General features: G+C 63.7%; 11 protein-coding genes. 4 read left to right on the top strand and 7 right to left on the bottom strand.

Annotation, left to right across the window (positions count from 1 at the left end; translation table 11 throughout):
* Positions 1-240: 240 nt before the first annotated feature.
* A complete protein-coding gene (locus NKI63_RS22100; protein WP_352507389.1) occupies positions 241-1344 on the bottom strand; it encodes a saccharopine dehydrogenase family protein in 1104 nt (367 codons plus the stop codon).
* Between the two features lie 123 nt (positions 1345-1467).
* Here NKI63_RS22100 and NKI63_RS22095 point away from each other — a divergent pair, with 123 nt between their 5' ends.
* The 3 genes from NKI63_RS22095 (at position 1468) to NKI63_RS22085 (ending at position 3692) form a co-directional block, all read left to right on the top strand.
* Positions 1468-1896 (top strand): Lrp/AsnC family transcriptional regulator, encoded by a 429-nt coding sequence (locus NKI63_RS22095; RefSeq protein ID WP_254817936.1) that lies wholly within the window; start codon positions 1468-1470, stop codon positions 1894-1896.
* A 178-nt stretch (positions 1897-2074) separates the two neighbouring features.
* Positions 2075-2440, top strand: a complete 366-nt coding sequence (locus NKI63_RS22090; RefSeq protein ID WP_254817935.1) for a RidA family protein — start codon at positions 2075-2077, stop codon at positions 2438-2440.
* A gap of 22 nt (positions 2441-2462) precedes the next feature.
* Positions 2463-3692 (top strand): amidohydrolase/deacetylase family metallohydrolase, encoded by a 1230-nt coding sequence (locus NKI63_RS22085; protein WP_352507388.1) that lies wholly within the window; start codon positions 2463-2465, stop codon positions 3690-3692.
* 157 nt (positions 3693-3849) lie between these two features.
* Here the strand turns inward: NKI63_RS22085 and NKI63_RS22080 are convergent, their stop codons facing one another.
* The 6 genes from NKI63_RS22080 to NKI63_RS22055 form a co-directional block, all read right to left on the bottom strand.
* Positions 3850-5628 carry an NAD(P)-binding domain-containing protein gene (locus tag NKI63_RS22080; protein WP_352823263.1) on the bottom strand — a complete coding sequence of 593 codons (1779 nt, stop codon included), beginning with the start codon at positions 5626-5628 and terminating at the stop codon, positions 3850-3852.
* A gap of 132 nt (positions 5629-5760) precedes the next feature.
* Positions 5761-7794 (bottom strand): aldo/keto reductase, encoded by a 2034-nt coding sequence (locus tag NKI63_RS22075; protein ID WP_352507386.1) that lies wholly within the window; start codon positions 7792-7794, stop codon positions 5761-5763.
* Between the two features lie 59 nt (positions 7795-7853).
* Complete coding sequence (locus NKI63_RS22070) at positions 7854-8951, bottom strand: ABC transporter ATP-binding protein (RefSeq protein ID WP_023675944.1); 1098 nt, start codon at positions 8949-8951, stop codon at positions 7854-7856.
* Positions 8952-8959: 8 nt separating this feature from the next.
* On the bottom strand, positions 8960-9826 hold the full coding sequence (locus NKI63_RS22065; protein ID WP_352507385.1) for a carbohydrate ABC transporter permease: 867 nt from the start codon (positions 9824-9826) through the stop codon (positions 8960-8962).
* Positions 9823-10683 (bottom strand): carbohydrate ABC transporter permease, encoded by an 861-nt coding sequence (locus NKI63_RS22060; protein WP_352507384.1) that lies wholly within the window; start codon positions 10681-10683, stop codon positions 9823-9825. The genes NKI63_RS22065 and NKI63_RS22060 overlap by 4 nt, the downstream gene beginning before the upstream one ends.
* Before the next feature lie 232 nt (positions 10684-10915).
* Positions 10916-12187, bottom strand: coding sequence for an extracellular solute-binding protein (locus NKI63_RS22055; RefSeq protein WP_254817929.1), 1272 nt, complete (start codon positions 12185-12187; stop codon positions 10916-10918).
* Between the two features lie 106 nt (positions 12188-12293).
* Between NKI63_RS22055 and NKI63_RS22050 the strand changes: the two genes are divergently transcribed.
* Positions 12294-13166: a helix-turn-helix domain-containing protein gene (locus tag NKI63_RS22050; protein WP_352507383.1), complete on the top strand. Its 873-nt coding sequence runs from the start codon at positions 12294-12296 to the stop codon at positions 13164-13166.
* Positions 13167-13170: the final 4 nt, after the last annotated feature.

Here is a 13170-nt window from a genome sequence, read left to right as displayed (position 1 = left end):
TCGACCTCAATGCAAGCCAACGATAGGATGGCAAACTGTTCGCGATGTCCTCGCACAGCTGTTCGCGATGTCCCCGGTCCAAACACTGCCCTTGAGGGGGAGATGGCCGGCAGGCCAGAGGGGGTCGGTTCGACTGGATGCGACCTCCCTTGCGACAGATGGAGGTTGGCGCTCTTCGTGAGGCGACCCCCTCTGTCGCCTTCGGCGACGTCTCCCCCTCGAGGGGGGAGATTACGCAGCTCACCCCGCAAGCCGGCTAACCATCTCGTGCTGCGCGTAGGCGTGGCCGAAGCGGTTGGCTAGAAAAGCGTCGAGCGCGATGTCCTCCTGCTTGATGAAACCTCTTGCCGGCAAGGTGCCGTCGGCGAGCATGTCGAGCACGGCGCAGATCGCCGATGCAGTGGTGATCTGGATGGCGCTGCGCACCTTTTCGCCGTCGCGCCTGGCGTAGATCTTGTTGGCATAGGTCTCCTGCAGCAGACGGCCGTTCTTGCGGCCGCTGACGGTGACGAAGACGATAACCACGTCCTGCAGCGTTGCCGGCAGGGCGCTTTCGAAAATGTCCTTCAGCACGTCGCGGCGGTGGCGCAGGCCGAGGTCGTTGAGCAGCGCCTTCATGATCGCGGCATGGCCGGGATAACGGATGGTGCGGTAATTCAGCGTGCGCACCCTGCCTTTCAGCGTTTCGGCCAGCGTGCCCAGCCCGCCCGAGGTGTTGAACGCCTCATAGGTGACGCCGTCGAGCGAGAACTCCTCGCGCTCCTCGAGCGGCGGCACCTCGATCAGCTCGCCTTCGACGATCGCCTCGCAAGGCTCGCAATATTCGTTGATGACGCCGTCGGTGCTCCAGGTCAGATTGTAGTTCAGCGCGTTCGACGGGTACTGCGGCAGCGCGCCAACCCGCATGCGCACGCTCTCCAGCGTGTCGAAGCGGCTGGCGAGGTCGTTGGCAACGATCGAGATGAAGCCGGGCGCCAGGCCGCATTGCGGAATGAAGGCGCTGTTGCCGGAGCGCGCCAGTTCCTTGACCCGCCTGGTGCTGACGACATCCTCGGTCAGATCGAGATAGTGCACGCCGGCACTGGCCGCCGCCTCCGCGATGCGCGTGGTCAGATGGAAGGGCGCGGCGCTGAGCACCGCGAATTTGCCGGCCAAGGCCGCTTCGAGGGTGCCGGCGGCTTCGATGTCGAGTTCCAGCGTCTCGATCGTTTCAGGCAGTTCGGCCGCGCCGAGCTGCGCCGCCGAGCGGTCGACGAGCGTGACATGGTAGTTGCCCGTGGAAGCCAGCATCTCGGCAATGGTCGAGCCGATCTTGCCGGCGCCGACGACGATGATTTCCTTCATGACTGGTCCCTCGCACCAACGTTGGATTGATCGCTAGAATCGCAGCTTGCCTGTCGAAAGGAAGCGTGAGACTGTACGAAACGCAGTCTCTCTTTGCGCAATGTGCCGGCAAGGTTCGTCGAAATGCTAAGCGATGCCGACCAGGCTCTGCTTTCCCTGCTGCGCATCAATGCGCGCGCCTCGACCGCCGAACTGGCGCGACGGCTGGGCGTGTCGCGGACCACGGTGCAGAGCCGGATCGAGCGGCTGGAACAGCGCGGCATCATCACCGGCTACGGTGTCAGGCTTTCGCCCGACTACGAACAGGGGCTGGTCAGGGCGCATGTCCTGCTTACCGTCACCCCCAAGCTCGCCGACAAGGTGGTGCGCAGCCTGCAGGCGCTGGCACCGGTTCGAACCCTGCACTCGGTCAGCGGCAATTTCGACATGATCGTTGTCGTCGAAGCGCCGTCGATCAGGGATCTCGACACGCTCCTCGACCAGATCGGCGCCATGGACGGGGTCGAGCGGACGTCGTCGTCGATCATCCTGTCGACGCGGATCGACCGCTGAGCCGGCTGGCGTCGCGGGTCCAGATGCTGGCGCGAAGGATCACCAAGGGCGGTGATCGTTCTGGCGTTACCGCAGCAAAGCGATATAGGCTTTCAGAATGTGGATCGATGGCGTGCAGCCGCGCCCAATCTCTTGCAGCATCGCGCGTTCACCCAAAGAACCTAGACAGGAGGCCTCCTTGCCCAAGCAGTGTTTCGGAAAATCCCATGTGCCGTTGTCGCCGGCGGTCAGGGCCGGCGATTTCGTCTATGTCTCAGGCCAGGTGCCGGTCGGCAGCGACGGGCTGGTGGTCAAGGGCGGCATAGCCGAGCAGACCGAACAGGTGCTGTCGAACGTCAAGGCGGCACTGGCGCTGGCCGGCTGCACGCTCGACGACGTGGTCAAGACGACGGTCTGGCTCGAGGACGCGCGCGATTTCGGCATCTTCAATACCGTCTACGCCCGGCATTTCCCGAAAGATCCGCCGGCACGCACGACGGTGGAGTCACGGCTTATGATCGACATCAAGATCGAGGTCGAAGCCGTCGCCTACAGGCCGGCCTGACGGAAAAGCGGAGACAGGCGCAATGCAATTCGATCTCCTGATAAAGGGCGGCCGCCTCATCGATCCGGCGTCCGGCCTCGACGCACAACGCGATCTGGCGATTGCCGACGGCCGTATCGCCGCCATCGACCCCGAAATCCCCTTCGAACGTGCAGCCCGCGTCATCGACGCCACGGGCTCGATCGTCGCGCCCGGCCTGATCGACCTGCACAGCCATGTCTATTGGGGCGGCACGTCGCTCGGCGTCGATGCCGACCGGCTCGCCGCAAAGAGCGGCACCACCACCTTCGTCGATGCCGGAAGCGCCGGCGCCGGCAATTTCCTCGGCTTTCGCCGCCACGTCATCGAGCGCTCGAAGGTCCGTATCCTGGCATACGTCAACATTTCCTTTGCCGGCATTTTCGGCTTCTCGCAGACCGTCGCGGTCGGCGAATGCAGCGACCTCAGGCTCTGCGAACCGCGCGAGACGGTGGCCGCGGCGCGCGAGCACGCAGACGTGATCGTCGGCGTCAAGGTCCGCTCCGGTCGCCATGCCGGCGGCAGCAGCGGCATCGCGCCGGTCGATCTCGGGCTGGAAGCCGCGGACAAGGCCGGCCTGCCGCTGATGGCGCATATAGACGAGCCGCCGCCGGGTCGCTCGGAAGTGCTGCCGCGGCTGCGCAAAGGCGATATCCTCACCCACTGCTTCCGGCCGTTTCCCAACGCACCGGTCTTCGCTTCGGGCGCGGTGCGGCCGGACATGCGGCTGGCGCGCGAGCGCGGCGTCATCTTCGATATCGGCCACGGCATGGGCTCGTTCGATTTCGAGGTGGCCAAGGCGATGCTGAGCGAGGGGCTGGCGCCGGACGTGATCAGCAGCGACGTGCATCTCTACTGCGTCGACGGGCCGGCCTTCGACATTCTGGTGTGCATGTCGAAGCTGCTGGTTCTCGGCATGCCGCTGGTCGAGGTGCTGCGCGCCGCGACACAGCGGCCGGCCGAAGCGATCGCCAGGCCAGATTTGGGCAGGCTTGCGGTTGGTGCGGTCGGCGACATCGCGGTGCTGCGGCTGCGTCCGGGCCGCTTCACCTTTGTCGACTCGGTCGGCGCCTCGTTGGTCGCCGAGCAAAGGCTGGTCTCTGACGGCATTGTGGTCGGCGGCACGTGGTGGCCGAACGAGGCGCTGGACGATTTCGGCGAAACCGAGCGCTTCGAAGCGCATGCGCATGACACGCATGTCGAGGTTGCCGCCCGGCATTTCGGGCGTGGGTGATCTCCCCCCTTGAGGGGGAGATGGCCGGCAGGCCAGAGGGGGTAGGTCCGACGGGGCTCGGCCTGCTGCTACGGTAGAGGAGGCTGGCGCTCGACGCGCGGCGACTCCCTCTGTCGCCTTTGGCGATATCTCCCGCTCAAGGGGGGAGATCACAGCTTCACCGCGGCGTCCCATAAACCGGCGTCGCAATGCCTTCCATCCTCGCCTTGATCTGCAGCGCCACGAACTTCGAATAAAAGCGCGACAGCGCCAGATTGCCGCCGTGGAACCACAGCGCTTCCTGCGCGGTCGGCTTCCACATGTTGCGCAATTCGCCTTGCCATGGACCCGGGTCGCCTTTCACGCCCGAGCCAATCCCCCAGCACGGCCCGACCTTGTCGGCGACTTCACGGGAGATGATCGCCGCCACCGTTTCGTTCATCGAGAGATAGCCGGTGCAGGCGATGATTGCGTCGGCCGCCAGTTCGGTGCCGTCGTCGAAGAGGATGCCTGTCGGCGTCAGCGACTTGATCCCGACGCCGCTGCGGATGCCGATCTCGCCGTCGATGATCAGATCGCAGGCGCCGACGTCGATGTAGAAGCCCGAGCCGGTGCGGTAGGCCTTCATCAAAAGTCCGGTCTCGTCGTCGCCGAAATCGATGGCGAAGCCGGCGCCGCGCAAGCGGTCGTAGAAGGCCGCGTCGCGCGCCTTGATGATGTCGTAGAGCGCGCGCTGGCCCTGTGGCAGCAGCGCGAACGGCGTCGAGGCGACGATCATGTCGGCCTTCTCAGTGGTGATGCCGCGGGCCAGCGCCTTTTCCGAAAAGATCTCGAAACCGATCTCCATCAGCGTGTCCGACTTGACCACCGTCGTCGGCGAGCGCTGGACCATCGTCACCTCGGCGCCGCTCTCCCATAGATCGACGCTGACATCATGGCCAGAACTTGCGGCGCCGATGACGGCGACCTTTTTGCCGCGGAATTTCTCGCCGCTGAAATATTGGCTGGAGTGCAGGAACTCGCCCTGGAAGGCCTCGGCGCCCGGCAGGTCGATCTGCCTGGGCGGGCCATAAGCACCGGTTGCAAAGACGATGTGCTTCGGCTTTAGCGTGATGCGCTGGCCGGCGCGGTCGACCTCGACCGTCCAGACCTTTTCGGTGTCGTCGTAGGACGCGCTGATGCATCTTGTGGAGGTCCAGTAGTTGAGCTCCATGACGCGTGTATACATTTCCAGCCAGTCGCCCATCTTGTCCTTGGGCGTGAACACCGGCCAGTTCTCGGGAAACGGGATGTAGGGCAGATGGTCGTACCAGACCGGGTCGTGCAGCACGAGCGAGCGATAGCGATTGCGCCAGGAATCGCCGGCCTGCGCATTCTTCTCGATGATGATGGCCGGCACGCCGAGTTGCCGGAGCCGTGCGCCCAGCATGATGCCGCCCTGGCCGCCGCCGATGACCAGGCAATAAGGCTGCTGGCCGGCGCCGAGTTCACGCGTCTCGCGCGCCCTCGCCTCCAGCCAGGTCTCGCGCTCCGGATCGGCCTTGTGGCGGACGCCCAGAGGCCGCGCCGGGCCCTTGCGCTCCTCAAACCCCTTGAGATCGCTCATCGCCGTAAACAGTGTCCGGCATTTGCCGTCCCTGAGGCGCATGATGCCTTGGCCCCACGCGGATGACGTCTCGAAAGAAAACCAGGCTTCGATAACGCCTTCGTCCGAAGTCGCTTCGCTGCTGAGCTGCCACCGGGCAGGCCTTGTCATTGCCAGCGTGGCTTCCAGCATGTCGCGGATCGCCGCGCGGCCTTCCATGGTCTTGATGTTCCAGGTGAAGGTCAGCAGATCGCGCCAGTAACAGTCCTCGACGAACAGGTTGATTGCGGCCGCGACGTCGCCCGCCTCGAGCGCTCGCGCAAAAGAACCGAGCCAGGTGGCCGCCTGTTTCGACGGTGATATGTCGAGCATCTGTCTTCCCTATCTCAAGCGACTTCGGCGCTGCCCTTTAACCTTATCCTCTCTCCCGAAGAGCGGGGAGAGGGTAGGTGAGGGGCAGCGCAAACAGTCCGGAAATTAAGGGCGCAGCGCAAGACCCCGCTATCAGGCGCGCGCGCGGGCCTGATCCGAACCGCTATCCAGCCATGCAAGATCGTCCGGCGAAAGTGAGATGTCGAGCGCCTGGAGGCTGTCTTCCAACTCGTCGAGCGTGCGCGGCCCGATCAGCGGGACGGACGGAAAGGGCTGCGCCAGGACATAGGCGAGCGCGACGTGGATCGGGCTTTTGCCCAGCCGTTTGGCGAGCTCGATGGCGCGGTCGCGACGGCCGAAGTTCCTCTCCGAGTACCAGACCCGGACCAGTTCCTCATTGTCGCGCCGGTCGCGGCCGGCGCGGTCGGTGAAGAAGCCGCGGCCCTGGCTCGACCAGGCGAAATTCGGCATCTGCCGGGCGGTGAGCCAGGCCTTCCATGCGTCGCTGGAGGAGGTGACGCAGCCCGCCCAGATCGGCTCCAGCATCTCGGCCAGCGAGAAATTGTTGGAAAGGGCGCCGGGCTTCTGCTTGCCGGTGCGCTCGGCATAGACAATCGCCTCGTCCATGCGTTCCATCGTCCAGTTCGAGCCGCCGAACGGACCGCGAATGCGGCCGGCCTTGACCTCGCGATCCATCGCATCGACGAACTCGTCGACCGGCACGTCCGGGTTGTCGCGATGCATGAAATAGACGTCGATATGGTCGGTCTGCAGCCGCTCAAGCGACTGGGTGAGCTGCTTGCCGATGACGTCGGGATAGCAGAGCGGCGAGTGCGCACCCTTGCCGATGACCACCGATTGCTCGCGCACGCCGCGGTTCTTCAGCCACTGGCCGAGCAGCGTCTCGGTATAGCCGGAACCGTAGACGAAGGCGGTGTCGAACAGATTGCCGCCCGCCTCAAAATAGGCGTCGAGCAGGATGGCGCCCGACGAAAACGTGCGGAAATCCTCGAAGCCGAGCGCCAGACACGAAGCCGGCCGCGGCAGGCCCGGAATGCCGCGCTTGGGGATGGCGGTCCCGCCGGAGCGCAGCTTCCGCCCGGAGATCGTGTGGACGCGCTTTGCCGGTTTCTCGATGTCGTATTCGAGCCCGATGGCGGCCCGCCATTTATCGAGCACGCGCAGATTGCCGAGACTGTCGGCCCAGCTCATGCCCGGCCAGGCGAACTCCTGCTTCCCGCCGAGAATGGCCTCGCCGGCAGCGTCGACCTCGAATGCGTAAAGCCAGCCGTCCTCCTTGACCTCGACCACCTCGGTGTCACCCGGACGGATGATGCGGATTTCGCCGGTGCCGCCTTGCTGGCCGCCGGCATACCAGAAATCCGCCACCTCGATGCGGCCCTTGCTGCCGAGAATACGCAATACGTTGTCCTGCGCGAGCGAAATGCTGCAGGAGACTTCCGCGACGATGCCGCCTGGAAAATGCAACAGCGCCGACGCCCATTCGTCGACGCCGGATTGGCCGAGATGCGCAGCGCCGACCACTTTGTCCGGCTCGGCGAAGGGCTTTCCCGCCGCGGCGCCGGCAATCAGCCGCGCCATCGAGACGGGATAGCCGCCGACATCGAGAATGCCGCCGCCGGCGAGATCCTTGGCGTAAAGCCGGTGCTCCGGCATGAAGCCCGGCATGGCGAAGCCGAAACTGGATTTGATCATCTTGATGTCGCCGATCGCGCCGGCCCTGACCAGCTCGACCAGCCTGGCCGTCTGCGGATGCAGCCGGTACATGAAGGCTTCGCCGAGAAAGGTGCCGGCCTTGCGCGCGGCATGGATCATGGCGTCGGCCTCGAAGGCGGTCAGGCCAAGCGGCTTTTCGCAAAGCACATGCTTTCCGGCCTCAGCCGCCTTGATCGCCCATTCGGCATGGCTCGGATGCGGCGTTGAAATATAGATCGCGTCGACATCCGGATCGCCAAGCAAAGTCTCGTAGCCATCGAGGATGCGGGCGCCGGGGAAAGCCTCAGTGAGCCCGGCCTTGCCGGGATTGCGCGCCCCTAAGGCGACTAAGGTGCCGGTGCGCGAATGGGCGACGCCGCCGGCAAAGGCCTTGGCGATGTTGCCGGGCCCGAGAATGCCCCAGCGAATTTTTTCTGGCTTGGACGTCATGTCAAATCTCCGTGGGGTGGCCGCGACCAGTCGCGATCGGACAAAAGGAACTAGATGGGTTAGCGAATGCGTGCGCCGGTGGCGTCGAAGAGAAGCGAGCGGTCGGCCTTGATCGACACCACCAGGTCGTCGCCGTTCGCGCGATGCCGCGAGGCCTCGCGCTCGATGATCAGTTCCTCGCGCCCGCCCCCGGTCCCGGAATTGGCATAGACATAACTCACCGATCCCAAGTGCTCGGCGACGTCGGCCTTGAGGGTAAGGTCGCAATCGCCCTGGCCGGCGTCGAAGAAATGCTCCGGCCGCACGCCAAGCACGACATCGCCGCCTGTCGCAGGCAGAGCATCCGAAAGCGGCTTGCGCAGTCGCGCGCCGCGATGATTGACCAGTTCGACGACCGCAGCGCCGTTGTCGGCCCCGACCATTTTCGCCGCCAGAAAGTTCATTTTCGGGGAGCCGACGAAGCCGGCAACGAAGCGGTTGGCGGGGTCGTCGTAGAGATCGAGCGGCGCGCCGATCTGCTCGATATTGCCGGCGTTGAGGACGACGATCCTGTCGGCCAGTGTCATCGCCTCGGTCTGGTCGTGCGTCACATAGACCATGGTAACGCCAAGCTCCTTGTGAAGGCGCGATATCTCGACGCGCATCTGCACCCTGAGCTCGGCGTCGAGATTGCTGAGCGGTTCGTCGAACAGGAACACTTGCGGCTCGCGCACGATGGCGCGGCCGATAGCGACGCGCTGGCGCTGGCCGCCCGACAATTGCCGCGGCCGCCGCTTCATCAGCTCGGCGATACGCAGGATTTCGGAAGCCCGCTTCACCCGCCGCTCGGTATCTGCCTTGGGATTGCCGGTCATTCTCAGGCCGAAGCTCAGATTCTGCTCGACCGTCATGTGCGGATAGAGCGCGTACGACTGGAACACCATGGCGATGCCGCGATCGGCTGCCTCGACGTCGTTCACCACCTTGCCGCCAATGGCGATCTCGCCGTCGCTGATGTCCTCGAGCCCGGCGATCATCCGGAGCAGCGTGGACTTGCCGCAGCCGGAAGGGCCGACGAAGACGACGAATTCGCCGTCATCGATATCGATATTGGCGCCGTGGACGATCTCGAAGACGCCGAAGCGCTTGATGACGTTTTTGAGTGTGACTGCAGCCATGCTGATCCTTACTTGATGGCGCCGGCGGCGATGCCGGCGACGAAATGGCGCTGCAGAAGCACGAACACGACGAGCATTGGCGCCGTCAGCATCACCGCGCCCGCCATGATGCCGCCCCAGGACACCTTGGTGAGACCGATCAGCGTGCCGAGCGCCACCGGCGCGGTCATTGCGCCAGGCTTGGAATTGATCAGCAGCGGCCACAGATAGTTGTTCCAGGAGGCAAGGAAGAGGATGATGGCGAGTGCCGCCAGCATCGGCCGCGCCAGAGGCAATGCGACGAACAGGAATATCCGCCATTCCTTGACGCCCTCGACCTTGGCCGCGTCGAACAGCTCGTGCGGCATCATCGAAAAACTCTGTCGCATGAATAGCACGCCCAGCGAGTTGAACAGCGGCGGCACGATCAGCGCCACCCAGGTGTTGGCGAGCTTGAAGTCGCGCGCCACCATGATGAATTGCGGGATAAGCACGACCGCATAGGGCAGCGTGATGGTGCCGAAGATGATGGCGACGACCATGCCCTTGCCGAAGAAGTTGTAACGCGCCAGCGCCCAGCCGGCCATCGAGGTGAGCATCACCGACAGGAAGGTATAGGTCACCGCCACCGAGACGGAGATGCCGATGGCGCCGATGAAATTGGTGCCGCGCTGCAGATTGCTGACATTGTCGAGGAAATTGCCGTGCGGCAAAAGCTCGATGTCGGGGCTGAAGATGCCATTGTCGGGCATCGTGGAAAAGACCACCATCATCCACAGCGGAAACAGCCAGACCAGCGCCAGCGGCGTCAGGACCAGATGCAGCGCGATGCTGCGGCCCAATCTGGCCTGAGAACGGCTGACCCGGGAATGGCTGATTGGGGAGCGCGAGGTCATTTCGGTTCCCTCGTCAGCCATATCTGCACCAGCGAAATGGCAATCGCCAGCCCGGCCATGGTGTAGGCGACGGCCGAAGCGTAGCCGAAATTGAGCGACCGGAAGCCCTGGCGGTAAAGCAGCAGCCCGAGCGTTTCGGTGCCGCCGCCCGGCCCGCCGCGCTCGGTGATCAGGAAGGGCTCGGTGAACAGCTGCATGGTGCCGATGATCGACAGCACGGCGCAGAACACGATGATCGGCTTGAGCAGCGGCAGCGTGATGTAAAAGAACTGGTTGACCTTGCTGACCCGGTCCAGGGTTGCCGCCTCGTAGACATCCTCGGGGATGGACTGCAGGCCGGCGAGCAGGATGATGGCGTTGTAGCCGGCCCAGCGCCAGGTCACCGCCATCATGATCACCGCCATCGCCGGGGTGACGTTGGTAAACCAGTCGACACTGGGCAGGCCGATGCTGTTCAGCAATTTGTTGATGATGCCGTAGTCGAGATTGAACATCAGCCGGAAAACCGCCGAATAGGCGACTTCGCCGACCACGACCGGCGCGAAGAAGGCAAAGCGGAACAGGCCACGCGCCTTGAGCAGCGGCGAATTCAAAAGCACCGCCATCACAATCGCCAGGGAAATCATCACCGGCACCTGGATGACGAGGATCAGCAATGTGTTCTTCAAGGCGTTGAAGAAGGCGGGATCGCCGATCAGCCGGCCCCAGTTGAAGGTCGGCGCGAACCGCCACGGCACGGTGCGCGTCGCCTGGAACGAGATCAGGAAGGAATCGATGATCGGCCACAGCCAGAAGATCGAGAAGATCAGCAGATAGGGCGCGAGGAAGCGATAAGCCGTGGCGTTCTGGTAGCGCATTCGTTTTCCTCCTTTCTGCTTTCGCCTGCTGGGGCGCGCGGTGTTGATGTTCAGGTGATGCGCCGCCGCAAACGGTGGCTTGTTCGAAGGCCGGCGCCGCCCCTCATCCGCCTGCCTGGCCGCAATGCTGGGGGATTCCCCTCTCCCCGTTCTTCACGGGGAGAGGGTAAGGGTGAGGGGCAGCGCCAGCGTTCGAAATAGATCACGAAGTCTGGAGCCATCCCGTATCAGATCACGACTTGACCGGCAGGCCGGTCGCCGCGGCGATCTGGCTTGCGGCATCGTCGAGCGCTGCCTTGGCGTCGGGATAGCCGCCGGCCAGATATTTGGTCTGCACCGCGCGGATGATGATTTCGGCGTCGCTCTGGAACGGAGTGCCGCGGCTGGGGACGACCTTGGGCAAGGTGCCGAGGATGTCCTTCCACACGGCTTGGCCACCCCAATAGGGCAGGCCTTCGGAGACATAAGGGTCGTTGAGCGCCGAGATCAGCGACGGCACCAGGCCGAAGCCTTTCAGCATGGTGATCTGGCCCTCATTCGTCCCTAGCGTGTATTTCAGATAGGCATAGGCGGCTTCCTTGTTCTTCGACACCGAAGTGATGGCGAGCGAGGAGCCGCCGAGATTGGCGGCGCGCGGACCGTCGGCGGTCAGGCTCGGCATCAGATAGACGCCCCATTTGCCTGCGCCATCGGGCGATTCCGTGCGTATGGTGCCTTCATACCAGCCGCCATACATCTGGCTGGCGACCTTGCCGGCGGTGTTGTTAGTGATCTTGGTGCTCCAGTCGGCAGAGGAAATGATGCCGGCGTCCTTCATCTCCTTGATCTTGGTCATGGCATCGACGCATTTGGGCTGATTGACGGTGATCGATTGACCATCGGCGGAGAAATAGGCGCAGCCCTGCTCGTTGGAGATCATGCGGAAGAATTCGGAATCGCCGTTGAAATCGGCGTTGGTCATCGTCACGCCAGGATTGGCGGCCTGGATCTTCTTGGCGGCGGCGATGAAATCGTCCCAGGTCTTGATCGAAGACGGGTCGACGCCGGCCTTCTCATAGAAGTCGCGGCGGTAGAACATCGCTACTGGACCGGAATCCCAGGGCATCGCATAGGCCTTGTCGTCAACCTCGAGCTCGGTACGTTTGAAGTCGGGGAATTTTGCCTGGTCTTCTGCGGTGTAGCCGAGCGTGTGCAGGTCGACGAAGCAATCCGGGAACTGGCTCCAGTAGTTTTCCGCCTCGCCGTTCTCGATCGTCACGATATCCGGCAGGCCCTCGCCGCCGGCGGCACAGCCGGCGATCGATTTGTCGTAGGTCGGCTGGTTGCCGAGGTCCTCGACCGTGACCTTGATGTCGGGATACTGCTTGTTGAAGCCCGCTATGGTGGCCTTCAGCGACGAAGCGGCGATGTTCCAGCTCCAGATCGTGATTTCACCGGACTGCGCAAAGGCTGGGCTGGAGCCCAGGGCAAGCGCGAGCGCGGCGCAGGTCAATTTTAAGCGCATTGAAATCCTCCCATTTCAGTTGCTCTCTGTTTGCGAGCGTGGCTAGACTAGGCTTCGGGAAAGCCTTGTCCGCGACAAAGGGAATAAGAAATGAGCGGAAAGTAAGATGCCGGAAAGGCCGTTTTACCAGCCTGGCGCCAGCAGCGTGGAGGGCCTGCCGCTGCTGCTGCAAATGTTCCACACCCAGCCCCTGGTGATGCTCAAGCCACATTGGCATGCCCAGGTCGAGGTGAATTTCATCGTGCGTGGCGCCGTGCATTACCGCATGGACGGGCACGGGCTTTCGCTTTCTGCGGGCGACATGTGCCTGTTCTGGGGCGGCCTGCCGCACCAGATGGACGAAGCCTCCGACGATGCCATCTACGCCGGCGCGCATCTGCCGCTGGTTCATTTCTTCCGGCTGCATTTGCCCGTCGACGTCCGCAACAGGCTGATGACCGGCGCGACGCTGGTGACCGACGCCACAGACCGGTCGGACGACCACAATTTCGAGCGCTGGAACCGCTATGCCCGCTCCGGCGACCCGGTCAAGGCGGAGCATGCCGTCAACGAGCTTTTGCTGCGGCTTGAGCGGGTGCGGTTCGAGCCCTACCGGCTGGTGCCGGAAACGCCGGTCGAACAGGAGCTAGGCAGCCCGTTCGATCAGCAATCGCTGCGCAATGTCGGGCGCATGTGCGACTTCATCGCCGAGAATTTCCTCTACGAGATCGATTGCGTCGACATCGCCGCGGCGGCCGACATCCATCCCAAATACGCCATGAGCATCTTCAAGAAATCGACCGGCATGACGCTCAATGAATATGTGAATCTGCTGCGCCTCAGCTACGCGCAGGCGCTGCTGATGCATCAGGATGCCAATGTGCTGCGCGTCGCCATGGAATCGGGCTTCGGCTCGCTCAGCGCGTTCAACAAGTCGTTCCGCAAGCTTTCCGGCATGTCGCCGTCGGATTTCCGCAGGGGCGTGGCCGGCGCCAGATAAGGGC

The organism is Mesorhizobium sp. M0410 (genome assembly GCF_040321435.1).
In the GTDB taxonomy this organism is placed as follows: Bacteria; Pseudomonadota; Alphaproteobacteria; order Rhizobiales; family Rhizobiaceae; genus Mesorhizobium.
This window is presented reverse-complemented; position numbering and strand designations above follow the sequence as displayed.

Coding starts and splice junctions, on each gene's coding strand:
- NKI63_RS22100 (WP_352507389.1), bottom strand. CDS start 1,344: ATGAAGGAAATCATCGTCGTCGGCGCCGGCAAGATCGGCTCGACCATT.
- NKI63_RS22095 (WP_254817936.1), top strand. CDS start 1,468: ATGCTAAGCGATGCCGACCAGGCTCTGCTTTCCCTGCTGCGCATCAAT.
- NKI63_RS22085 (WP_352507388.1), top strand. CDS start 2,463: ATGCAATTCGATCTCCTGATAAAGGGCGGCCGCCTCATCGATCCGGCG.
- NKI63_RS22080 (WP_352823263.1), bottom strand. CDS start 5,628: ATGCTCGACATATCACCGTCGAAACAGGCGGCCACCTGGCTCGGTTCT.
- NKI63_RS22075 (WP_352507386.1), bottom strand. CDS start 7,794: ATGACGTCCAAGCCAGAAAAAATTCGCTGGGGCATTCTCGGGCCCGGC.
- NKI63_RS22070 (WP_023675944.1), bottom strand. CDS start 8,951: ATGGCTGCAGTCACACTCAAAAACGTCATCAAGCGCTTCGGCGTCTTC.
- NKI63_RS22065 (WP_352507385.1), bottom strand. CDS start 9,826: ATGACCTCGCGCTCCCCAATCAGCCATTCCCGGGTCAGCCGTTCTCAG.
- NKI63_RS22060 (WP_352507384.1), bottom strand. CDS start 10,683: ATGCGCTACCAGAACGCCACGGCTTATCGCTTCCTCGCGCCCTATCTG.
- NKI63_RS22055 (WP_254817929.1), bottom strand. CDS start 12,187: ATGCGCTTAAAATTGACCTGCGCCGCGCTCGCGCTTGCCCTGGGCTCC.
- NKI63_RS22050 (WP_352507383.1), top strand. CDS start 12,294: ATGCCGGAAAGGCCGTTTTACCAGCCTGGCGCCAGCAGCGTGGAGGGC.